Origin of the sequence: Enterobacter cloacae complex sp. SHL021, from assembly GCF_049237765.1 — a bacterium.
In the GTDB taxonomy this organism is placed as follows: domain Bacteria; phylum Pseudomonadota; class Gammaproteobacteria; order Enterobacterales; family Enterobacteriaceae; genus Enterobacter; species Enterobacter cloacae.
Genome location: NZ_JBMKJG010000011.1, coordinates 1 through 22,532 on the forward strand (window position 1 = coordinate 1; position 22,532 = coordinate 22,532).

Annotated in this window: 20 protein-coding genes; 15 read left to right on the forward strand and 5 right to left on the reverse strand. The window is 51.2% G+C overall.

The window, feature by feature from the left end; all coding sequences use genetic code 11:
* The 3 genes from ACOTZF_RS12565 to ACOTZF_RS12575 form a co-directional block, all read left to right on the forward strand.
* Positions 1-282 (forward strand): peptidoglycan endopeptidase (locus ACOTZF_RS12565; RefSeq protein ID WP_421636096.1); only part of this gene is annotated, 282 nt, incomplete at its 5' end.
* Complete coding sequence (locus ACOTZF_RS12570) at positions 269-2,746, forward strand: host specificity factor TipJ family phage tail protein (RefSeq protein WP_421636097.1); 2,478 nt, start codon at positions 269-271, stop codon at positions 2,744-2,746. The genes ACOTZF_RS12565 and ACOTZF_RS12570, both read left to right, overlap by 14 nt.
* Before the next feature lie 58 nt (positions 2,747-2,804).
* A complete protein-coding gene (locus ACOTZF_RS12575; protein ID WP_421636098.1) occupies positions 2,805-4,952 on the forward strand; it encodes a hypothetical protein in 2,148 nt (715 codons plus the stop codon).
* A gap of 11 nt (positions 4,953-4,963) precedes the next feature.
* On the opposite strand, the gene ACOTZF_RS12580 is transcribed toward ACOTZF_RS12575, so the two are convergent.
* Positions 4,964-6,055 carry an acyltransferase family protein gene (locus ACOTZF_RS12580; RefSeq protein ID WP_421636099.1) on the reverse strand — a complete coding sequence of 364 codons (1,092 nt, stop codon included), beginning with the start codon at positions 6,053-6,055 and terminating at the stop codon, positions 4,964-4,966.
* Positions 6,056-6,176: 121 nt separating this feature from the next.
* Between ACOTZF_RS12580 and ACOTZF_RS12585 the strand changes: the two genes are divergently transcribed.
* From ACOTZF_RS12585 to yedD, 3 genes are all read left to right on the forward strand, one after another.
* On the forward strand, positions 6,177-6,416 hold the full coding sequence (locus ACOTZF_RS12585) for a hypothetical protein (protein WP_348563193.1): 240 nt from the start codon (positions 6,177-6,179) through the stop codon (positions 6,414-6,416).
* Positions 6,416-6,736, forward strand: a complete 321-nt coding sequence (locus ACOTZF_RS12590; protein ID WP_353797803.1) for a hypothetical protein — start codon at positions 6,416-6,418, stop codon at positions 6,734-6,736. Before ACOTZF_RS12585 ends, ACOTZF_RS12590 begins: the two co-directional genes overlap by 1 nt.
* A 232-nt stretch (positions 6,737-6,968) precedes the next feature.
* Positions 6,969-7,382 carry a lipoprotein YedD gene (gene yedD / locus ACOTZF_RS12595; RefSeq protein WP_013096004.1) on the forward strand — a complete coding sequence of 138 codons (414 nt, stop codon included), beginning with the start codon at positions 6,969-6,971 and terminating at the stop codon, positions 7,380-7,382.
* Positions 7,383-7,456: 74 nt separating this feature from the next.
* Here the strand turns inward: yedD and amyA are convergent, their stop codons facing one another.
* Genes amyA through fliD form a run of 4 tightly spaced genes read right to left on the reverse strand, consistent with a single transcriptional unit; the run spans position 7,457 to position 11,248 of the window.
* Complete coding sequence (gene amyA / locus ACOTZF_RS12600) at positions 7,457-8,944, reverse strand: alpha-amylase (protein WP_129252401.1); 1,488 nt, start codon at positions 8,942-8,944, stop codon at positions 7,457-7,459.
* Positions 8,945-8,996: 52 nt separating this feature from the next.
* The gene (gene fliT / locus ACOTZF_RS12605; RefSeq protein ID WP_013096006.1) at positions 8,997-9,371 is read right to left on the reverse strand and encodes a flagella biosynthesis regulatory protein FliT; all 375 of its coding nucleotides are present in this window, start codon (positions 9,369-9,371) and stop codon (positions 8,997-8,999) included.
* Positions 9,371-9,781 (reverse strand): flagellar export chaperone FliS, encoded by a 411-nt coding sequence (gene fliS / locus ACOTZF_RS12610; protein WP_023622487.1) that lies wholly within the window; start codon positions 9,779-9,781, stop codon positions 9,371-9,373. Before fliS ends, fliT begins: the two co-directional genes overlap by 1 nt.
* A gap of 15 nt (positions 9,782-9,796) precedes the next feature.
* The gene (gene fliD / locus ACOTZF_RS12615; protein ID WP_013096008.1) at positions 9,797-11,248 is read right to left on the reverse strand and encodes a flagellar filament capping protein FliD; all 1,452 of its coding nucleotides are present in this window, start codon (positions 11,246-11,248) and stop codon (positions 9,797-9,799) included.
* 380 nt (positions 11,249-11,628) lie between these two features.
* Here fliD and ACOTZF_RS12620 point away from each other — a divergent pair, with 380 nt between their 5' ends.
* The 9 genes from ACOTZF_RS12620 to ACOTZF_RS12660 all read left to right on the forward strand — a co-directional run bounded on the left by ACOTZF_RS12620 (position 11,629) and on the right by ACOTZF_RS12660 (position 22,386).
* Entirely contained in the window at positions 11,629-12,465 is an 837-nt protein-coding gene (locus tag ACOTZF_RS12620) for a flagellin FliC (RefSeq protein ID WP_013096009.1), read from the forward strand.
* 164 nt (positions 12,466-12,629) lie between these two features.
* Entirely contained in the window at positions 12,630-14,048 is a 1,419-nt protein-coding gene (locus tag ACOTZF_RS12625) for a hypothetical protein (RefSeq protein ID WP_129252404.1), read from the forward strand.
* Positions 14,049-14,075: 27 nt separating this feature from the next.
* Positions 14,076-17,411 (forward strand): bifunctional class I SAM-dependent methyltransferase/glycosyltransferase, encoded by a 3,336-nt coding sequence (locus tag ACOTZF_RS12630; protein ID WP_129252406.1) that lies wholly within the window; start codon positions 14,076-14,078, stop codon positions 17,409-17,411.
* Between the two features lie 3 nt (positions 17,412-17,414).
* Positions 17,415-18,569 (forward strand): DegT/DnrJ/EryC1/StrS family aminotransferase, encoded by a 1,155-nt coding sequence (locus ACOTZF_RS12635; protein WP_013096012.1) that lies wholly within the window; start codon positions 17,415-17,417, stop codon positions 18,567-18,569.
* Positions 18,570-18,581: 12 nt separating this feature from the next.
* Entirely contained in the window at positions 18,582-19,280 is a 699-nt protein-coding gene (locus ACOTZF_RS12640; RefSeq protein WP_062728741.1) for a WbqC family protein, read from the forward strand.
* Position 19,281: 1 nt separating this feature from the next.
* The gene (locus ACOTZF_RS12645; protein ID WP_028028148.1) at positions 19,282-20,244 is read left to right on the forward strand and encodes a glycosylase; all 963 of its coding nucleotides are present in this window, start codon (positions 19,282-19,284) and stop codon (positions 20,242-20,244) included.
* Positions 20,238-21,203, forward strand: coding sequence for a hypothetical protein (locus ACOTZF_RS12650; RefSeq protein WP_013096015.1), 966 nt, complete (start codon positions 20,238-20,240; stop codon positions 21,201-21,203). Before ACOTZF_RS12645 ends, ACOTZF_RS12650 begins: the two co-directional genes overlap by 7 nt.
* The gene (locus ACOTZF_RS12655) at positions 21,200-21,652 is read left to right on the forward strand and encodes a GNAT family N-acetyltransferase (RefSeq protein WP_048972054.1); all 453 of its coding nucleotides are present in this window, start codon (positions 21,200-21,202) and stop codon (positions 21,650-21,652) included. Before ACOTZF_RS12650 ends, ACOTZF_RS12655 begins: the two co-directional genes overlap by 4 nt.
* Positions 21,649-22,386, forward strand: a complete 738-nt coding sequence (locus tag ACOTZF_RS12660; protein ID WP_023622419.1) for a class I SAM-dependent methyltransferase — start codon at positions 21,649-21,651, stop codon at positions 22,384-22,386. Before ACOTZF_RS12655 ends, ACOTZF_RS12660 begins: the two co-directional genes overlap by 4 nt.
* The last annotated feature ends 146 nt before the right edge of the window (positions 22,387-22,532 follow it).

Genomic DNA, 22,532 nt, shown 5'->3' on the forward strand with positions numbered 1-22,532 from the left:
GTCCTCGGCATTGAGTTGCATCAGACGCCGGATTACGAAGCCGGGGCCGACTTCTTCACCTGCTATGAGGGTGACGTCGTTTTCTGGCTCCAGGTCGATAAACCGATCGAAGGCGGAATATTCGTCGGGTACCGAGGCGCGCAACCGGCGCATGTTGGCCTGGTGCTTAACCGAAAAGCCATTCATGCACGCGGGGAAAACGGAAGCGTGAAAGAGGATTCATTGCTGGTCATTCAGCGGGCATTCACTAAAGTGGAGTTTTTCGAATATGGCGCTGGTTGAGATATCGAATTTTCCAGGAACGCCTAAGCTGCGTTGCAGGGTGCCAAACGGCACCCTTTTTTATGACTGGCTGGCGGCCAATGATGCTAACTTTCACCGCGATCTGCTGATCGTCCGCAACGGAGTAAAGCTGGGCGACGATGACGAGCTGGCGTTTGAGTTGAGCGAACTGGACCACATCCAGATATTCGACCAGCCGAAGGGCATTGTCGGCGACATCCTGAGTCCGATCTTTAAAGTCGTTGGTCAAGTATTTTCGTTCCTGGCGCCGAAGCCAGCAATCGCTAACAACGGCGGTAATACCGTCGACTCACCGAACAATAGTTTGACCGGTCAGACAAACACCGCGCGCGTCTACAAAGCCAAGCCGGATATCTACGGCCAAATACGTTCGTTCCCGGATCTGATTCAGGAATCGGTTTTCGAATACGTGCACCAGACGTCCACCGATGGCGGCCTGAAGTACGTTACAGAGTGGATGTGCATCGGGATCGGCAAATATGATTACGAGTCCGTGCGCTACTCAGAATCAAGCCTCGGTTCACTGGCCGGTGCCGAATTCCAGTTCTTCCAGCCTGGCGAAGTTATCCCGCAGATCGTTGAGGGGTACGGATTCGATGACGTTGACGGTCAGGAAGTTCCCGGTCAGAACGAAGCCAGCGACTTCCCGATAGAAACAGCAACGGCAAACACGGTTGTCAGCGGAACGTATTCCGGCGGACAGATAGCGATGAAAATCGTCAAGCAGTCTGAGTTTGACTATTTCATGGGGCTGGTGCTGCCGCACGCGGTGACTTTCACCATTAACGTGACGTACAGCACGGCCTCCGGAACCGTTACTACCGATGCTACATTCTCCGGCACGCTGATCTCCGCCGTTGAAACAAACGACGGCGCGGTTGTTAACCCGGTGCGCTGGTACACGTTTACGATGAACCAGCTGGAGGGTCCGCAGGACATCCCGGCGAATGCAACGATCAACACCACGAAATTCGTCCTCAACGATAACGAGGCGCTGGTGGTTGGGCCGTTCTTTTCCCCGGTCGAGTCAACGCAGCTGTGGCTGCATACTCAGTCCAGCCTCGGCGGGAAGAAAGAGACGAACTGGAAGGTTGTCATCTGGAAAATCGACGACGACTACAACCAGGTTCCCGGCACACAGCAGACGTTTACGTACCGGCAGACGACTCCACACCAGTCGACGAGTGAGGTGTTCTACCGCACTGACAAAATCACACCTTCCGGGGGATTCGGAAAGTACGCGGTCAGCTTCCAGCGCACAGATAACTCCAGTGATGCAAGCCTGTTGAAGGTCGAAGAGATCCACAGCATCAATATCAGGACAAACGTCGTTCACCCGACCGACACGCTGGTACGTGTGAAGGTGAGGGCGACAGAGAACGCCCTTGGCAGCCGAGAGCGCAAATATAACGCTCTGGTGACGCGCCACACCATAACGTACGACCTGGACACGCAGACGGTGGATTACACGCTGCGTCCGTCGCGCTCGTTCGCTGATGCAGTGGCGCACACCTGGCTCATCATGGGTGAGCAGCCGGTAAGCAGCATTGACCTGTACGGCCTGTACTCGATTGCTGAAAGCCTGCCTGATGAGCGCCTGGGTTACTTCGACTACACGTTTGATGACGAGAACGACTCGCTGGGCGACCGCGTGCAGGCGATCTGCAATGCAGCGTCGGTGGTGGCGTACTGGGACGACGGCGTGCTGACGTTTACCCGTGATCAGAAGGTTGATTACCCGGCTGCCGTATTCAACCGGGCCAACATGAAGACGGACGAATACAAAATGACGTACGAAGCCACTCTTCCGGGCGGCTACGACGGCGTGCAGGTGTCCTATGTCCACCCCACAACGAACAACAAGACATACATCAACTACCGCGTGCTGAACGGCGCTATTGTCGAACAGGAAGCCGAGAACCCGAACAAACTTGAGATAGTCGGCTTCCGTAACGAGTATCAGGCGCGGGAACGCGCGCTGCGCGAAACGAAACGCCTGATCTACTCCCGGGTGAAGATGAACGCCAAAGTGTTTGAAGATGGAATCATTCAGGTAGGCAGCGTCATTCAGATGCCGGACATCTACGACAGCAACCAGCAAGGTGGTTACGTAACCGGCCGATCCGGAAATGACTTCGATACCAGCGAGCCGATCACCTTCACCGGTTCGATGTATGTGCTTGTCACCGATAGCCTGGGCAATCCGACACTGCGTTATCCGGCAACCGCACGCACAGACACAAAGTACGGCTTTACCGCGGCAATACCCGACATTCAGCTCAACATATGGAACGGAGACACTGTGCAGCTTCCGTCGCGCTATCTCATTGCGACAGTCGAGGAGCTGGACGGTCAGCTATGGACGGTCAACAGCATCAAACCGAACACAGATAATACGGTTTCACTGACCGTCGCGGAATACAGCGACGCCATCTACCAATAAGAACCGTCCCCGACCAACCGAACCCGGCCACCGCGCCGGGTTTTTTTATGGAATCAATATGACTACGCAACCTACCAATTTGCCTGTCCCAAGCGAATCACCACGCGATGCTAAGTTTAACGCGGGGAAAATTGACGAGTTCGTTACTTCTTTTTCCCATGCTTACACTGACCGATTTGGCAATGACCACTATACGATTGAAGGAATTCGCTGGCTTGCCCAGCAGGCAATAGCTGCCTTCGGTTATATCACGATCGATTCATTTCAGGATGGGGCAACTCTTACATTGCCAAATCAGGTGCTGCGCTGGAAGTTGCCTGACGGTGATGGCGATTATTATCGCTGGGATGGTTCATTCGGTTCTGCTGGTAAAGTCGTTCCGGCAGGCTCAACACCAGCAACAACTGGTGGGGTAGGGAAAGGTGCGTGGGTAAGTGTAGGTTACGCAGCAGCCCTAAATAATTTGCTGTCGGCTCAACCAGGCGCCAGCAATATTCTTGGCCTGATGCTGAAATTCACTCCAGTAGCCTATGGTGCATTAGCTAACGCCACTGACGATACGGCGGCATTTACCGCATGCATGGCTGCTATGCCTTCAGGCGCGACAATGGATCTTCAGGGCCTGACTTACTCGGTTACAGACATCGAAGTAACCAAGCCGATGCGCATCATCAATGGCACCATCAACGTGTTGTATGGCTCAGTCAAGGGTGGAATATGGGTACATGATACCCATGATGTCCGCGTTGACAATGTTAATACAAATGTAGATTATTTAAATAAAAGTTTATACACAGCCGAAAACGTATCAGGAGTTATATTCGAAAACTGTACTAACGTCACCGCCACAAATATTAATGCAATTGGTTCGAAATGTGATACATACTTACCTACAGGCTCATGGGGTTGTCCTATTCATGCATACCAGTGCGATGGCGTTGTTTTGCACAATTGTAAAGGAAGCCATTCTGATAAAGAAGGAATCATGACGCGTTTGTGTGATAACGTGAAGATGGGCATGATCCATGCAGAGGATTGCGGATACTCAGGCGTTGGTACATCAGGTGGTAATGGGCTTATCGCATGTAATATATGGTCATATCGTTCAGGGAAAACTAATTGTTCTTTCAATAGTACAAATTTTGTAATTGCAGGTATTTATTCAGAAGGGAATCTTGATGAAGGTGGTGTTTGTCTTGGACACAACCATGAAGTAGCTCAATACACAGGAAGCGGAACGGCATCGGGGATTACAATTATCAACTCAGCAAAGAGTGGATTAGTAGTTGGTAAGCACAAAAATATTACTCTTGATGGTGTAACTGTTGATACTTGTGGAACGGTTGCAGCAGGGGCAGGGATAGTGATTAATGATGCAATGGAAGGTAATTGCAATGTCCTGATTGGTAACATCAACCTAAAAAATATAACAGGCACTGGGATTAATTATCTCTACAATGGGAATACGAATTTAACTATTGATGGTGGTGTTATACAGGGCTGCACGCTAAATGCAATCCAAGCTCAGCACAATGGTTTTACTAATATAAAAAATGTTACTTTCAGGGGTAATGCTTATGACATAGCCGTGTTCCCATACGCTTCTGACGGCACTCAAAAAATGACTGCTTTGAACGTTCAAAACTGTGATATGGAATTCACTACCAACTGGAACGTTGTTTTCCGTGGTATTCAGCATGTTAAGTTTGACGGCATAGCAGCGCTTGGTTTCAATTCTGGAAACACATCAACTATGGCATCTATCAGGTGCGATACGATTGTCGGAAGCACATTCGAACTGCCAGATTCTATCGAGTTCAACAACAGTCGTTTTAATGGCGCTGTAGGTTCCGGCGTTTCGGCAACTATTGTGATTGGCGATGATGGCCTTACTACTACTGGTAAAAGACTGAAAGTAAATGGATGTCATTTCGGAGATACCACCAAAAAACCAATTCAATACACCGCCGCAAGGATGGCAATGCAGTGGGGGAGAAATACAAGGGGAACTGACACCGGACTGCAAACGGTGAGCATACCATCATCAGGCTCTGTCGTTGTTAATAACAGCAACATCACCACTGAAGGTATGCCAGTCATGGTTGCTCGTGGAAACTCCGGATTCTATGTATCATCCTGGGCATTGGGAACTATGACTATAAATAATACTGGCGCTACTTCGATCAATCTGACGATACAGCACTAATACAAAGGCCGCTATGCGGCCTTTTGTTTTAGTATTGATGTAAATAGCTTTGTATTCTCAAAGAATTTTGCAGAAATATATGCTATGAGCATACTCACAGAAAAGCCAATTGCAGACATTGTTAACGCGTTATTAAGATTGTCCTGACTGTATTCCTGAGAGCATCCAAACACAAAGAGCAGTATTGGGAAGTGGATTATATAAAGCGTGTATGAGAAAGATGCCATAGACGGAAGGATTGAAAGCCGGATATCTCGCTCTATCACAACCTTCTGCAACAATGCCGCCATAAGCATACCAAGTGCAACGTTAACAAGGGTTAGATTTGAATTGGTGAAATTATCGTATATGATAAAAAGCCTGTAAAATGCATAAACCGTGGCACAAAGTAGTGCCAGGGAAGTTGCTAGTCGAGATGCTTTTATCACCCCGTCATGCATAAGGCATAGAATTGCACCCAAAACCCACACGATTGAGTAATAGAAGAATGGTGAGTTATTAGAAATTCCCACGTATCCAATCGCTAAACCTGCAATAATCAACTCCTTCCTACCGCTGAGTATCATCCCTGCTATAACGTAGTACCACACCTCAATTGACAGGCTCCAGAGTGGAGAGTTTGAAGCTGGCGACATATCACCTACAAACCCATTAGACATAATGGCAGACGGGAGATAGCCAAACAGTTCAACATTAAAGCCATATTTGTTTACCCATCCATTTGCTGTCGAAAGGCTTCCGTCACCAGAAATAAAAAAACTTTGAGAAAGAATGGTAAGAGCCGCAACAATAATGAATGAGAATATAAGCGGAGGATAAATTCTTGCGAATCTCTTTATTGCATAATCTGTTAAATCTAGCGACCCATTACGTGCAATGTTGCCAGTTATGGATTTTGTGATCAAAAATCCACTGAGCACAAAGAAAATCATTACACACGACTGGGCCAGAACAGCGAAAAATCTGTAATATTCAGGAAGGTGTTGATTAATGAAGAGCTGAGCACAGTGACAAATCACTACTATCACAGCCGCTAATCCACGCAATGTATCGAGGGATACTGATTGATTAGCTGTCAACCTCTTGTAATACAATGATTTCATATTGTTATCGAATGGGCAGTTAGTTTATCCCAATGATAATGCTATTTTTAGGAACTTGCACTTGATCCATGCCCACGAATGATAATACTGTATATGCACACAGTACATTTGTGAGGTGACTATGCCACGCACAGCAGACATACATACCGCCTTTGTCGCGGCTATACAGCTAAACCCAAAGGGCTACCAGTACCTTCGGACCGAGAGCTTCATCGAGAAGCTGCGTGAGTACAACTGGCACTTTACTAGGTCAGATGCCAATGCCTGGATAGAGCGTTACCAGCAAGACTTTGTGGATAAGACAACAGACCACAGCGATAACCGATACTGGATCCTGCGTAACATGGGGAGGGTGCAATAATGGGCTTTCCTTCACCAGCATCAGATTACGTTGAGCAACAATTATCTCCTGCTGTGCTGTGTAACATTGGAGCGGATAGCAGAGTGCTTGAGACAGATATTGGTTTTGCAGTTATCGAGCCGTGCGTGAAAACCTGCGAAGGAGATGTCCTTCTGATTCTGAGCGATGGACGCACGCAGTTTGCAAAGCTGATGGGTAAAGCGCTCATTACGGATGATGGGGAGGCAATAGAAGGAGCTGCGCTTGCAGATGTGGAGGTGCTTGGAGTGGCGACGTTCTTCATCAACCGAGTAAGGGAAGATGACTCCCCGGTGATGTGATGGGGCATGGATGGGACATAAAACAGCACTCGCTCTAAGGTGAACTTAGACGACTGATGTTTTCGACAACTGCAACCATTTGTTATTTGGAGCGCTCTTGGACGATCTTTGTCGATTATGAAAAATATATGCTCATGTGATGGGGATGCAGGTCTAAGACCTGGACGATCTTCGCTGGCAGCCTTAGCGCTTTAATGCCACAATATTTTTTTCTTCGAATGCAGGAAAGATGATGAAAAAAATAGCAATTGCTGGCGCGCTGCTGGCACTCACCGGGTGCGTACAGGTAGATAGCTACAAGGATGTGATTAAACATCCTGTTCCGGCACATCTGGCGGGATACTGGCAGTCAAAAGGGCCGCAGAGCAAAATGGTCAGCCCGGAGGCGATTGCCACGCTGGTGGTGACGGAGGAGGGCGATACGCTGGACTGCCGTCAATGGCAGCGCGTAATTGCCGTGCCGGGTAAAATCATGCTGCGTTCAGACAGCTATTACAACGTAACCAGCAAGCTGGATATCTACCCGCTGGAGCGCGATGGCTCGGTGCTGGAGTATGATGGCATGGAGCTGCAGAAGGTCGATCGCCCAACGGTTGAATGTGCCGATTACCTGAGCAAAAATCCGCTGGAGAGTAAGCTACCGTAGCCGTTTTTGGTGTTTGCACCCTCTCCCTGTGGGAGAGGGCCGGGGTGAGGGCATCTGGCCGCACTCTTCAAATACTACAATGCATCCTCAATCACCCACACGCTCACGCTTCCGCCTTTGCAGGTAAATGTCCCTTCGCCATCCGCTGCGGTGGTGACCGTTTCTTCACGATTGCCGAGAAAATCACGCCAGGTTTTGTTCCCGTAGTTTTCCCCAAGGCAGATTACCTTCTCGCCATCATCACCGTTGGACATCACCACCACGCAACCGGGATCCTCTTCCGTGCCACTGCGGCTGAATGCGATGCAGTTAGGGTGGTCAAAAAACAGCGTCTGCACGCCGTGGGCAAAGCGCTGACGGGCGAGGATCAGCTCGTGCAGTTGCTCAATCACCGGCATATCAATGTGGTAAGTTTCACCGTCTCCCCCGTTATCGTCATAGCTGGCGCCAAAGAGATCGGGATAAAACACGCTCGGCACGCCATTTTCCCGCAGCAGGATCAGCGCATACGCCAGCGGTTTAAACCAGGCTTCCACCGGGGCTTCAAGCGCCTGCAACGGCTGGGTGTCATGGTTGGCAACCAGCGTCACCGCATGGAACGGATCGGCCTCCACCAGCGTGCCGGTGAAAATCAGGCTCATGTCGTAGTCCCGCCCCTGACGCGAGGCCTCGTGGAATTTCATCTGCAGGGGGGCATCAAACAGCATTGTTTTACCCTCGACCTGATTAATATAGGCCTGCAGTTTATCCACCTCGTGCGACCAGTATTCCGCGACGATAAACAGCGGCTGCGTCGCCACTTCCTGAACGTGTTCAATCCACTCCTTATAGAACCAGGCGGGGATGTGTTTGACCGCATCCAGGCGGAATCCGTCGCAGCCGGTTTGTTCCATGACCCAGCGCGCCCAGTATTTGATCTCCTCCGTCACGGCATGGTTACGGAAATCGATATTTTCGCCCATCAGATAGTCGAAATTACCCATTTCGTCATCGACCTGATCGTTCCAGCCTTCGCCGGTGTAGTCATTGACGATTTTGAAGATGCCATCCTCATCGGGGTTTTCGATGTGGTCGATGCCGCTAAAGCATTTGTAATCCCAGACGAACTGCGAATACTGTCCGGCGCGGGCAGGGAAGGTGTAACGGGTCCAGGCTTCACACTCGATGATCTCATCATCGATTTGCGTTCGGTCCTGTTCGTTCACGCGCTGAACGCGAACGTGCTCTTTCTCATCGGCGCCCATTTTGTGGTTAACCACCACATCCAGCAGCACCGCGATGTTATTACTTTTGAGCGCATCAATGGCTTCCAGAAGCTGGGCTTTATCACCGTATTTGGTGGCAACACTGCCTTTCTGGTCAAACTCGCCGAGATCAAACAGATCGTAAGAATCATACCCGACCGAGTAACCGCCCGATGCGCCTTTATAGGCTGGCGGCAGCCAGATCATATTGATGCCGATTTCGTTAAGATTGGGGGCTAATGCCGTGACCTCTCGCCACAATTCACCGCCTGCAGGGTAATACCAGTGAAAGCATTGTAACAGGGTGGGGTTTTTCATCGTCCGTGCTCCAGAAGCCGTTTGGCTGACTTCTGGAGTATGGATGAAGAAATCATAATTGTGTGTCGCGGGTCAAACTTTCTGGATAAAGAATATTCCCTGACAGCTTTCCATAGGTTGATGTGATGGATTGCTGTTTACCGGTTTGATCAATGAGGCTGCGCAGTTCGTCCATGCGTGTGGCAAGCAGCATTTTGAGCTCGGTCTCGTTTTGCAGAACCTTCTCGAGTAGAAAACGTGCCTGCTCAATCTGGGACGGATGTGCCTCCGAAATAGGGTTTTTGGAGATATTCTCTACCAGCTGAACATAAGATATCTCAAGGGTAATGAGCTCGTCCCAGAGACCGGAACGAGCATGTTTTAACATGGTAAGGCTGAGGTTATAGAGGGCCTGCCAGTTATCAAGAGCGGACGCTGGATTATTCATCAATAGATATCCTGAGAAGAAGGACCATTGGGACCAATTTGTTTCCACGCATCCGCAATGTTATTGAGCAGCGCTTCGACCTCTACAATCGCCTCCACGTCGTTACGCAGATTTGCATGCAACAAACGTCTGACCATGTACTCGTACAGCGCAGCAAGGTTGCCCGGCAGTTCACTGTCGATCTCCATATTCAGACCGGCTTTTAACCCGTTATCGATAATATTGATCGCCTTCGATAAGGCTTCGCCTTTTTCGGTGATTTTACCTTCGTCCAGGAAAAGACGGGCGCGGACAAGGGCACTCAGTGCCCCGTCAAACAGCATTACGACAAGTTGATGCGGACTGGCACTCAGCACCGCGCTTTCCAGCCCGACCTGCTGATAAGCTCGGGCGCCATTTTGTGCATACATATACGTTCCTTACGACTAAGAACTGAACTGCTGTTTCAGGTAGGTGGCCGTGTTATTCAGTTTACTCATCATGGTATCAAGACTGTTGAACTGTGCTTTATAACGGGCCATCGTGGCTTCGATGCTCGCTTCCATTGCGTCGTAGCGCTTATCCAGGGTTTTCAACGTGCTGTTGATACCGTCAGTCGCGCTTTTGATGATCCCTTCTTTACCGGTGGTCGTGCTCAGCATGGCGGTCAGGGTATTGCCCATCTGCGTGGCCAGACCGGTTGTTTTGCCATCGCCAATAAAGTAGGCCTGCACCGCTTCCGGGCTGTCGGTGAGCGCTTTTGTCAGTTTGGCATCGTCGATTTTCAGGTTACCCATTGAGCCGTCAGCGCCCACGGTAGGATCCTGGGTGATACCGAGCTGGGCCATGATCGCGTAGGAGCCAGACTGGACCACGGTCAACATATCGCGCAGCTGTGACTGCACAGAACGCACGGTGTTGTCACCCAGCAGCGCGCCGTTGCTGGCGGACTGATCGGCACCGGCTTCCACCTTCACATACTTGGTGATGCTGGCGATGGTCGACTGCAGGGAGTTGTAGGCGGTAACCCAATCCGTGACGGCTTTTTTGGTGGCATCGGTAGAGCGGGTGACATCTAAATTTTCGCTCTTGGTGCTTTCTGCCTTCAGGGTGAGGGTTACGCCCGGCAGCGCGTCATTAATTGTGTTGGTCGAACGCTCAATGTCGATGTCGTTGATGGTAACCAACGCATTTTGTGACGCGGTTTGCTGATTCATCGCGCCGGTATTCGTGGATGAGTCGTAGCTGATAATGCCTTTTAAGGTGTCGTCACCGGTCACTGTCACCGTCATGTCATTGGCCGTGCCGGTGGTTTTCGAGGACAGCATCAGGGTGTACTCGTTGTCCTTCGACTTCACTACCGTTGCCGTGACGTTGCCGTTAGCCTTGTTAATCGCGCTGGCAATACCGTTCAGGCTGGTGTCGCCGTCAGCAAGATCGACGGTCAGCGGTTTGGTGGTGCCTGGCTGGCTGATGGTGATGGTACGCGTGGTACCGGTAGTCGCTCCCAGCTGCGCGGTGGCACTGGTCTGGACGGCAGAGGTTAATACCTGAGCTTTCGCCAGCGATTTAACCTGTACGCTATAGGAACCAACCGCTGCACCGGCCGTGGTCGTGGCGCTGAAGGCGGTGTTGGTTGAGCCAATAGACGCCGCGTTCCAGGTGTCCGTTTTTCCCAGGGCTGCAGTGGCGGTATTCAGCGACGTCATTGCACTTTGCAGCTTACTGAACGCGCTCAGCTGGGCATTATAGGACGTCTGCTGATTGGTGATGGTGTTCAGCTTGGTTTTTTCAGCCGTTTCGAGGTTGTTATACAGTGTTGCCAGATCCAGACCTGAACCTACGCCCAGACTCGTAATAGTCGCGCCTGAAGAGAGAGTGATTGAGCTACTCGCCATTTTTTTATTTCCTTTAGCCAATGGTAGTTTCAGGTAGTTATCGGCGACTTATGCAGATAGTTTACGTTTCAGGTAAAAAAATTATCGGCTGAATAGCGCTCAACCTTACGGCCATATAGCACTATTGGCGCGTGAGAGACATATATAAAAGAAAAACGCGGGAAGAATAAAATGTGAAAACGTTTCCTGAAAAATAGCGTTTCTGATGGCGCTCTGAGTAGACTTTAATAACTATAAATTTATTAAAATCAATTGGTTAATAATTTTTTGACGAAATTTCTAAAGTCTTATTCAGACCCGTCGATAACTTTCATGACGGTGAGAGACGCCGTGAGTGTTAAGGCACCGACCCTAGAAACCATTTTTGAAGGAATTAAATTATGGCAGTTATCAATACTAACCTGTTGTCCCTGACCACTCAGAACAACCTGAACAAATCTCAGTCTTCTCTGGGCACTGCTATCGAGCGTCTGTCCTCTGGTCTGCGTATCAACAGCGCGAAAGATGACGCTGCTGGCCAGGCGATTGCTAACCGCATGACCTCCCAGGTTAAAGGTATGACCCAGGCGGCGCGTAACGCCAACGACGGTATCTCCCTGGTTCAGACTGCTGAAGGTAACCTGAACGAAATCAACACCAACTTACAGCGTATTCGTGAGCTGTCTGTTCAGGCTGCTACCGACACTAACGGTTCTTCTGACCTGACTTCTATCAACACTGAAATCAAACAGCGTCTGGCTGAAATCGACCGTATCGCGGGCGCAGCTAACTTCAACGGTAAGAAACTGCTGGACGGTTCCGTATCTACCGCGCTGAAAATTCAGGTTGGTGCAGGTACTTCTTCTAACGACACCATCTCCATCGACAGCAACGCGCTGATCAACGCCACCTCTGGTACCCTGAGCGCTGGCCTGAGCACTGCAATCTCTGATAACGCCTCTGCACAGGCTGTTATCTCTGCTGCTGACGCTGCAATCGCGAAAATCGATACCGCGCGTTCTAACATGGGTGCGATTCAGAACCGTTTCGAATCTACCATCAACAACCTGAACAACTCTATCAACAACCTGTCTGCTGCTCAGTCCCGTATCCAGGACGCTGACTACGCTACCGAAGTTTCCAACATGTCTCGCGCGCAGATCCTGCAGCAGGCTGGTACTTCTGTACTGTCTCAGGCAAACCAGGTTCCACAGGCAATGCTGTCTCTGCTGCGTTAATCGCCGCGCCTGTTTCACAAAAGGTTGCTGGAAACAGCAACCTTTTTTTTTGCCCGTCAGACAATCTCCGAAATAAGCCATTATTCCCGGGGGTGTTCCTTCCATTATCCCGGATATTCCCTTGTACGATGGGTAAGAATCGCAATCTTACTAAGAGAATCGGGATGAACAAGTTCGAGCGTACACGATCGCTGCATCAGTTTTACCGTGACGAATTTTCACGGTTAATTTTCCTGCCGGAAACGGATGCATTGCCTGCGCATATCGTTACCGAAATCCTGCATTATAAAAATTCCGATATTGCCACGCTCGAACCCCAGATCATGGAAGCCATGACCGATCTGGATGCAGACAAAGAACTCGCCGTGAAGCGCATGCTGTGCGCGATTGCTGCTGCAAACGCCGCGTTTGATTTTAAAAATGAAGGGAAGCCCACGCCATTTTCAAAAGAGATGAGCGACACCATTACCGGCTGGGTGGTAGAGGCGCTTCAACACGACAACAGCATTAATCTACTGGTGGCGGGTATTCAGGTCTTCTTCCGCATTAACGAAATTGACGCCGCCTTATTCCTGATTTCTAACTACTACGCGGTGGTGAGTCCATCCCCAACCGTGATGAAAATATTGTTGTTGGTTTGTCTGATGGAAGATGATTTTAATCAGATGCAGACGCTTATCCAGCAGCTGACCGCCAATCCTGAACATATTGGTGAAGACGCGTTAACGATGCTGATGATCGTCACGGGCATTCATAAGCTGGGTGGCTGTCCCGAATCGTTCATCGATTTTTCCGCCCTGAAAATGCCTGATTATGAGCCTGATTTTTCGCACTACGAGTGGCTTCTTCCGGCGGAAGAAAACGGAAAAACCACGGTTCTGGTGGCGTGCGACAAACGTTATTACTTCGATCATGCCCTGACGCTGTTAGGGTCTGTCTACTACACCAACGGCGATGGGCTTAACGTTCACCTGCATCTTTATAACCCGGATGATGAGACAAAGGCGCACGTTAATGCCCTGCACCAGCGTTTTCCGGGCATGGTGATATCCGCGACGGCCGAAACCATTACACCTGTTTTTGGTATCAACGTCTGGTACGCCTCAAGACGCTTTGTCTTCCTTAGCTATGCGCTGAGCGTATTCACGTCACCGATCATGGTGCTTGATGCGGATTGTCTGGTGCGTAAGAACTGGTCGGATATTGAGCCACATCTCCCGAAGAGTGAGATTGTCCTCTCTTACAGCAACGGCGCGCCGCCGTGGGAGCAGGTGCCTGCGGGCTTTGTTTATACGGTCCCTGGCACGCTTTCGCGTAAATACCTTTCGCTTGTCGCCACCTTTATTGACTGGAACTTACGTCGCGGTAATGCGGAGTGGTTCCTTGATCAGGTCGCGCTGTCGGTCTCTCTGGATGCCCTTCCGGCGATAGAACAGATGGCCATTCATCGCGAGCCGCTGGAGAAACTGATCGACATTCGCTACACCGACGACACGTTCAGCTGGACCGTGACCACGCAAAAATCAGGCGGCGAAGCGTACCAGAACTATAAAGCTGCGATGCAACAAACCTATTTTGGCTAACCACTGAACTCATGGAACTTTCTCTGTATGTTGTATCCAGATAATCGATTCACGCTATCCAGTCTGCAGGCTGCCGCTGCCCTGTATCAGTTTCCTGCCGGGGCGCCTGAGAATGCGCGCGTCCTGGATTTAGGCTGCGGACAGGGAGATGTGTTGTTATCCGCTGCGCTGGCCTGGCCGGATTGTGTCGGGATAGGGATTGATAGTAACGAAGAGGCTGTTTCAGCGGGGCAGAGGCAGGCGCAGCGTCTGGGTATCGCCAATATCGAACTGGTTGCGGCGGGTCTTAACGATGTGTTGAGCGTGTCGCCGGGTGAGTTCGATTACATTCTGATCCGCGGGGACTTTATTCCTGCTGGCATGCCAGAGCGTAACGCGCTGTTGCAGTGGTGTCGCCGTCATTTGGCGGCGCGCGGCATGATTGCCATTCATCAAACCTTTACCCCGCCTGAGTCCGCGGCGCAATATGTCCAGGATGCGCTGGCTTTCCATGCACGTCTGGCGGGCCGGCCAGAAGAGCAGGTGGCGTTTGCTCGCGGCATGCTCAGCTATCTGGCCATGACTCAGCCGGAAGGTGAGATCAAACACCATGTGCTCACGATGGAGCACGTTGACGACGCCACTCTTAGTGAGATGCTGGCAAGCGCCACCCATACCTCCGGTCAGTTTATTCACTTCAACGATAGCCTTTCCGCCTGCGGGTTACGCTACGTGGGAGATGCGCTGCCGCAGTACGAAACGGGTGAAAGCGTTAGCGAGCAAATTCATCAGCTGCACGCTCTGGTCTCATCCGGACAGACGTCGATTGCCGCGCAGCAATATCTCGATTTTGCCGTCAACCGTCGCGAGCGCGTCAGCCTGCTTTCCCGTGATGATGCCGTCAACGCGGCGGCGCTGGATTTTACCCGCCTGAACACGCTGCACTGGGCCGGTGATTTCAGGCGTTACCGCAACGAACGGGGTGAGATTGTTAATGCTCACACCAACGCGGAAGGGAAGTTTTTCTCAACGCTTAATACCACGACCCTGCACATTCTCGATCTGCTTGGCGGCGCATGGCCGCTGAGCCTGTCGTTTGAACAGCTGGTGTTCAACACCCGTCTTCCTGAAAAGGAGGAGGATGTCGCCCAGCAGGTACTTGAGTCACTGAAAGATCTGTTTCTCAATCAAATTCCGGGACTCTACTGGGCCGGTTCACCAGGGCCATACAATGTTCAGCCGGAACGTGAACTTGCCTTCATTTCACCTCTTCAGGCAGGCGATGACGCCGACGTCACGTTTAATCTGTGGGGCGCGCGCGTCACGCTTAGTCAGGAAGAGCGTGAATTTGCACTTGCAGGCATGGATGTCAATCAGGCCAAAAGCAGCGAACTTTTTTCAGCACTGAAAGCGAAAGGTCTGTTGAAAGGCTCCCCTGAAGCGTGGCGCAGAGCACAGCAGCATTATTTACGCCCGGGGGATGTCGACTATCTCAAACATAGCATCGATACGCTGTTGCTGCTTAACGTCGGGTCGCAGCAGGGCGGTTTACTGGCTGACGGACAGGTAATGGCAGGGGAGAAGGATGAACAGGATCCTGCTATCGATGTCATCTACAAAAACGTCAACGCCCTGATTGCTGCGGGGCTGGCTAAAGACGCGCGCGATTATATCCGGGGACAGATTGAAAACGATCCCCATAACCTGCATATGCTTCGCTGCTATTCCCGCGCCAGCCTGCTGATGGGGGACTGGGATGAGGCCTTATCGGCACTCGGTCAACTGATGAGCCGCTACTCTGCCGGGCAGGATATCTGGTTCGACCTGGCCACCGTGCTGCAGAAAAAGGGTGAGTTGCATTATTCAGCCCGCATCCTCCAGGCGCTGCTGCGGTTGAATAAAAATAACGCGTCATTCTGGAATACGCTGGCGGTGGTGTATCACTCGCGCCGCAACATGGCCATGGCTGAACGCTGTGCCAGAGAGTCTTTGCGCTATAACGCCACGAACCCGCTGCATCTCGCGATGATGGGCATCATTCTGAGTGATAACCAGAAACTGACGGAAGCACGCTATTTCCTTGAGAAATCGCTCGAGTTTGCGCCGGGTGATTTTGACTGTTTCACCAGCTTGCTGTTTGTTCTGACCCACGATTTTTCCGTCTCGCCGGAGGTGCTCTTCGAGCGCCATCTTGCTTATGGCGAGCTGGTGAGCGCATGGGCGAAAAAATTCGACCTGGCGCTGCCGTGGCAGGGTAGCAAGGATCCTGAGCGGCCGCTGCGCGTCGGCTTTGTCTCCGGCGATTTCCGCAACCACCCGGTAAGCCGTTTCCTGCGGCCGTTCTGGGATGGTATGGACCGGGAACAGTTCTCCCTCTACGGCTATAGCACGCTCGATAAAGATGATGCCGTCACGGAGCACTTCCGCAACACCTCGACGAAGTGGTTATCCGTTACCGATCTCGATAACGTTGAGCTGGCAAAACAGATCCACAGTGACGGGATCGATATTCTTTTTGACCTCTCGGGCCATACCACCGGAACGCGGTTACCTGCGTTTGCCTTTAAGCCTGCGCCAGTGCAAATCACCTGGCTGGGCTACCCGGGCACAACCGGGATGACGCAGATGGATTACCGCATTATCAGTACCGGGTTTGTCAGAAATGCGGCGATAGACGCGCAGTTCACGGAGAAGCTGATTGCAATCCCGCTTGATAACTTCTTCGAGCCGGATGCGTCCAGTCCTGACGTCAATACGCTGCCAGCCCTGACGAACGGCTGGTTTACCTACGGTAGCTTTAACCGTCCTAAAAAATTGAACGATCGGGTCTTCGCGCTGTGGGCGCGCATTCTCCAGCATAACGCCACGTCACGGCTGCTGATTGGTTTTATGGATGATGACGCGATGATCGCCCGCTACCGCAAGAAGCTCAATGCGCTGGGCGTGGCGGATGAACAGCTCATCTTCCGTAAAACCACGGGAATGGAGGCCTACCTGCAGATGCATCACGAGGTGGACATGCTCCTTGACTCCTTCCCATACAACGGAGGCACCACCACCAGCCATGGCATCTGGATGGGCGTCCCGACGCTCACCCTGGCAGGGGCGACCTATCCTGCCCGTCAGGGGCTGGAGATTATGCATATCTACGGGCTGGATGAATTTGTTGCGGAAAGTCAGCAGGACTATTTCGATAAAGCCGTGCGCTGGCAAACCCAACTGGAAACCCTTAACGCCTTGCGCCAGAACATGCGGAGCACGATCCCGACGCAGGGGCAGAGCAATGTGGCGATTCCTTTCCAGCAGGCCCTACGTCAGGCCTGGCGTAAATGGTGTGCTGACGAAGCACCTCACAGTTTCCGGGTAACAGGTACTGAGGATTAACTTATGAAAAATGTCTACGTTACCAGTCCACTTCTTCCGCCACTTGAGGAGTTTATCCCTTACCTGGAGACCTTGTGGGAAAGTAAAATTTTGACCAACAGCGGGCAATTCCATCAGCAACTGGAAGAGGCGCTGGCGGCCTATCTGGGCGTAAAGCATGTCTGCCTGTTCTCTAACGGCACGCTCGCGCTGCTGACGGCGCTGCAGACATTGCGTATTACGGGCGAAGTGATCACCACGCCATACTCCTTTGTCGCCACCTCTCACAGCCTGCTGTGGAATGATTTAACGCCGGTGTTTGCCGATATTGACCCTGTCACGTTTAATATCGATCCGGATCGCATTGAAGAACTGATTACGCCTAAAACAACGGCCATCATGCCGGTTCACTGCTACGGTATTCCGTGCGATATGGAACGCATCCAGAAGATTGCCGATACCTATGGGCTGAAGGTGATTTACGATGCGGCCCACTGTTTCGGCGTCAAACAGGATAACGCCAGCATTCTCAATTATGGCGATCTCTCCGTGCTGAGCTTCCACGCCACGAAGGTATTTAATACCTTCGAAGGGGGCGCCATTATTTGCCACGACGCCAAAACCAAACAGCGCATCGATTATCTTAAAAACTTTGGCTTTGCCGATGAAACCATCGTGATGGCGCCGGGTATTAACGCCAAGATGAATGAAGTGCAGGCGGCCATGGGACTGCTGCAATTAAAGTATATTGACGGTGCGCTGCAGGAACGTGCGGTGATTTATCAGCGTTACGTTGAACTGCTCGATGCCGCGCTTCCGGCGCTGGAATACATTAAACCGGCCAGTAATATTGAATGGAATTACTCTTACTTCCCGGTACTTATTCGCGCAGATTCGGCGGTCAGCCGGGATGCGATTTATGCGGAATTACGTAAGCATAATATCTATGCCCGCCGTTATTTCTATCCGCTTATCAGCGCCTTCCCGATGTATCGTCACTTCCCGACGGCGAATGTACAACATCTCCCGGTTGCCGATGAAATTTCTCATGCGGTGCTTTGCCTGCCTATCTATCCCGGACTGCCGGTGGCCGATCAGCGTCGTATTATTGAGATTATTCAGGGCTTGTTTATCGATGCTGCTCATGCGGCAGAGCCAGCGCTGGTAGTCAATGGATAGGAAAGGAACCCGATGAAGCTGGCGATCATGCAACCCTATTTTTTCCCGTATTGCGGCTATTTTCAGCTCATGGCGGCCGTTGATGCTTTCGTGGTGTATGACAACATCAAATACACGAAAAAAGGGTGGATTAACCGTAACCGTATTCAGGTTCGCGGTGCGGAGTCGTTAATCTCGCTGCCGCTAAAAAAAGACTCGGACTTTCTGGATATCAGGGAGCGGCAGCTCTCAGCCGCATTTGACCGCAACAAGCTGTGCAATCAGATAATCGGGGCGTATCGCCACGCCCCCTCATTTTCTGCGGTAATGCCGGTTGTTGAGGAGATTATTCAGAACCCGGACGATAACCTGTTTAATTATCTGTGGCAGGGGCTGAACCGGCTGCGGGACTTTTTTGGCTTCTCCTGCGAGCTGATTGTCTCGTCCTCATTACCGGCGAATCACGCGTTAAAGTCTCAGGATCGCGTCATCGATATTTGTCAGGTGATGAACGCCCGTACGTATATTAATCCTCCGGGGGGCATGGCGCTCTATTCCCGGGAGGATTTTGTCGACCGCGGGCTTGAGCTGAAATTTATCCAGCCGCAGCCGTGGCACTACCCGCATTCTGACGCGGCGTTTATTCCGTGGCTGTCGATTATTGACGTCATGATGTTTAACCCTCGCAATGAGGTGGTTCGTCGCCTCCAGCATGGTTATGAGTTAATTTAATATGTTTACATGGAAAAAATTGGGTAAGGTCTTTACCCCGCAGGAAGTGACCCATCTCCCCTGGCTTAAAGAGTTTGCGCAGGCCCCTGCGACGCTGATCTTTGATGATTTCGTACGCGTCTATTTCTCCTGCCGTCCACCCGCCGATGAACAGGGAAAATATGTCAGCTACTCCGCCTGGGTCGATTTGGCACGTGACGATCTCTTCCACGTGTTGCGCGTCGCCCGCGAACCGATTCTCCCGTTGGGCGGATACGGAGAGTTCGACGAATTTGGAACCTATCCCGTCTCCGTAATGCGCGATAACGATGTGGTAAAAGCCTGGTATGCAGGCTGGACCCGCTGCGAATCGGTGCCGTTTAACGTGGCGATTGGCATGGCGGTGAGCCATGACCAGGGGGAAACCTTTGTTAAAGCGGGCCCGGGACCGGCAATTGGCTACTCACCGGATGAGCCGTTTGTGATGAGTGGGCCAAAAATTCGTAGATTCAATAACCAGTGGCAGCTTTTTTATATCGCCGGGCGCAAATGGAAGTGGGTGGATGGCCGCGCAGAGCCGGTCTACAAGATCCGCATGGCGACCTCAGACGATGGCATCAACTGGACGAAGCTGAATAAAGATCTGATCCCCAGCCGTATCGAAGAGGACGAGGCGCAGGCCAGCCCGGATGTCTTTTACGCCAACGGCAAATACCATATGTTCTTTTGCTACCGCTACAGCGCCCATTATCGCGGAAAGCAGAACGGTTACCGCATCGGCTACGCGTGGAGTCTGGATATGATCACGTGGCATCGGGATGACAGTAAAGCTGGCATTGATGTGTCTGCCTCCGGGTGGGATGCCGAGATGATCAGCTACCCCCACGTATTTGAACTGGATGGCACTATTTACATGGCTTATCTGGGGGATCAGGTGGGCCGCTATGGCTTTGGCCTGGCACAACTTGAGGGCAAATTATGCTAACCCTGAACTGGCGTAAGCACGGACTTATCTATTCGCCGTCACAGTTTCCTCCTCTGGCAAATGGGGTGGGGTTTGCTCAGTCTCCGCAAGCGCTGGTGTTTGATGACTTTGTCCGTATCTACTTCTCCACGCGTGAGCAAGAAAAGCACTCAGCAAAGTTCATCAGCCGCGTCTGCTATGTGGATATGGATAAATCTCTGCGGGAGGTGCTTCGCATCAGTCCCGAGCCGGTGCTTGCTCCTGCTGAACTGGGCACATTCGACGAGCACGGTATTTTCCCCTGCAACGTTCTGCGTCACGACGGCAAAATCATGGCCTGGACAACCGGGTGGAACCGTCGCGTTTCGGTCTCGGTTGATACGGCCATTGGTCTGGCAGTAAGCACAGACAATGGCGAACACTTCACCCGTGTCGGTACCGGGCCGGTGATGGGCCCCTCATTGCACGAGCCACACTTAGTGGGTGATGCCTTTGTCATCCATACCCGTGAACGTTTCCACATGTGGTACATCTTTGGCACGGGCTGGAAAAAGCGCACGCCGGAATCGGTGCCGGATCGCATTTATAAAATTGCCCATGCGGAATCAGACGATGGCATCAACTGGCAGCGTGACAGCCAGCAAATCATTCCTTCGGTGCTGGGGGAAGACGAATGCCAGGCGCTGCCGACGGTGATTGAAATCAATGGGCGGTATCATATGGTCTTTTGCTTCCGGGAGTGTTTCGACTTCCGTACTGGGCAGGGGCGCGGTTATCGTCTGGGCTATGCCTGGTCTGATGATTTACACCACTGGCATCGTGATGATAGCCAGATGGCGTCGCTCGCGTCCGTGGATGACTGGGACAGCGAAATGCAGTGCTATCCCCATCTTTTCCGCTGCGATGAAAAAGTCTACTTGCTTTATAACGGTAATGCGTTTGGCAAAGCGGGCTTCGGCCTTGCGGAACTGGTGTTATGAATCGCTGGGTGTTTTGTCAAAACCGCGCCTCTCGTGAGGAGATAGTCGAACATTTTAACCGGTGTGACCCGCTATTTATTGCGTCAATCAGCGAAAGAATAGCGTTACAGGACTATGCCCAAAAAATAGTGGCGCGGGCATGGCGAAGCGAAGCCTGGCAAAACAACACGCTCACCGGACTGGTGGCTGCCTATTATAACGCGCAGCGTCAGCAGGGATTTATTACGAATGTTTCCGTTTTGCCGGACGCTCAGCATTGCGGCATGGGTAGTCAGCTGTTAATTCAAAGCATTGCACATTTACACTCCCAGGGTGTGACTGAAATTAATCTTGAAGTCGATAAGAATAACGTGTCGGCACAACGTTTATATCTAAAGCATGGTTTTACCTTTGGAATAGCAAACGGTTCAAAGATAACCATGACTTTACAGAGAGAGAAAACAACATGACCCTTCGTGATTACAATCTGGAAATCAAGGATACTGCCGATCATCAGTACGCCTATAACTTTGATTTTGATGTGATGCACCCTTTTATGATTCGTGCGTTCACACCGTTCTTTAAGCCGGGTAATTTACTTGAACTGGGTAGTTTTAAAGGTGATTTCACCGCACGCCTGGCTGAAAAATTTAACGCCATCACCTGCGTGGAAGCTTCCGAAGAGGCGATGACCATCGCCCGTGAGCGCCTGGGAAAAAATGTCTCGTTTGTCCATTCCCGCTTTGAGGATGTTCAACTTCCTGAGCGTTATGACAATATTGTTCTCACCCATGTGCTGGAGCATATTGACGATCCCGTTAACCTCTTAAAACGCATTAATGATGAATGGCTAACGGATGACGGACACCTTTTTCTGGTGTGTCCCAATGCGCATGCCGCTTCCCGACAGATTGCGGTTAAAATGGGATTAATCTCGCATAATAGTGCGGTGACAGAGGCCGAGTTTCTCCATGGCCATCGTTGCACTTATTCTCTGGATACGCTTGAGAGAGATGCCCGTCTTGCCGGACTGAATGTGGTTTATCGCACAGGTATTTTTTTCAAAGCGCTGGCTAATTTCCAGTGGGATAAACTTTTACAGACGGATATCATCTCGACGCAATATCTTGAGGGCTGCTACGAGTTAGGCCATCAATACCCTGATTTATGTTCAAGCATATTCTTGCTGTGTAAAAAAGGCTGACGTTATTCCTGCTGCAGGATGCATGTTATCCCGACATGCATCGGTAACCCCCAAATAACCCCTTATTTTACCCACTATTCATCCAATTGAACGCCCTGCAGAATCGGATAATCATGCCGATAACTCAACTAACGCAGGGCTGTTTA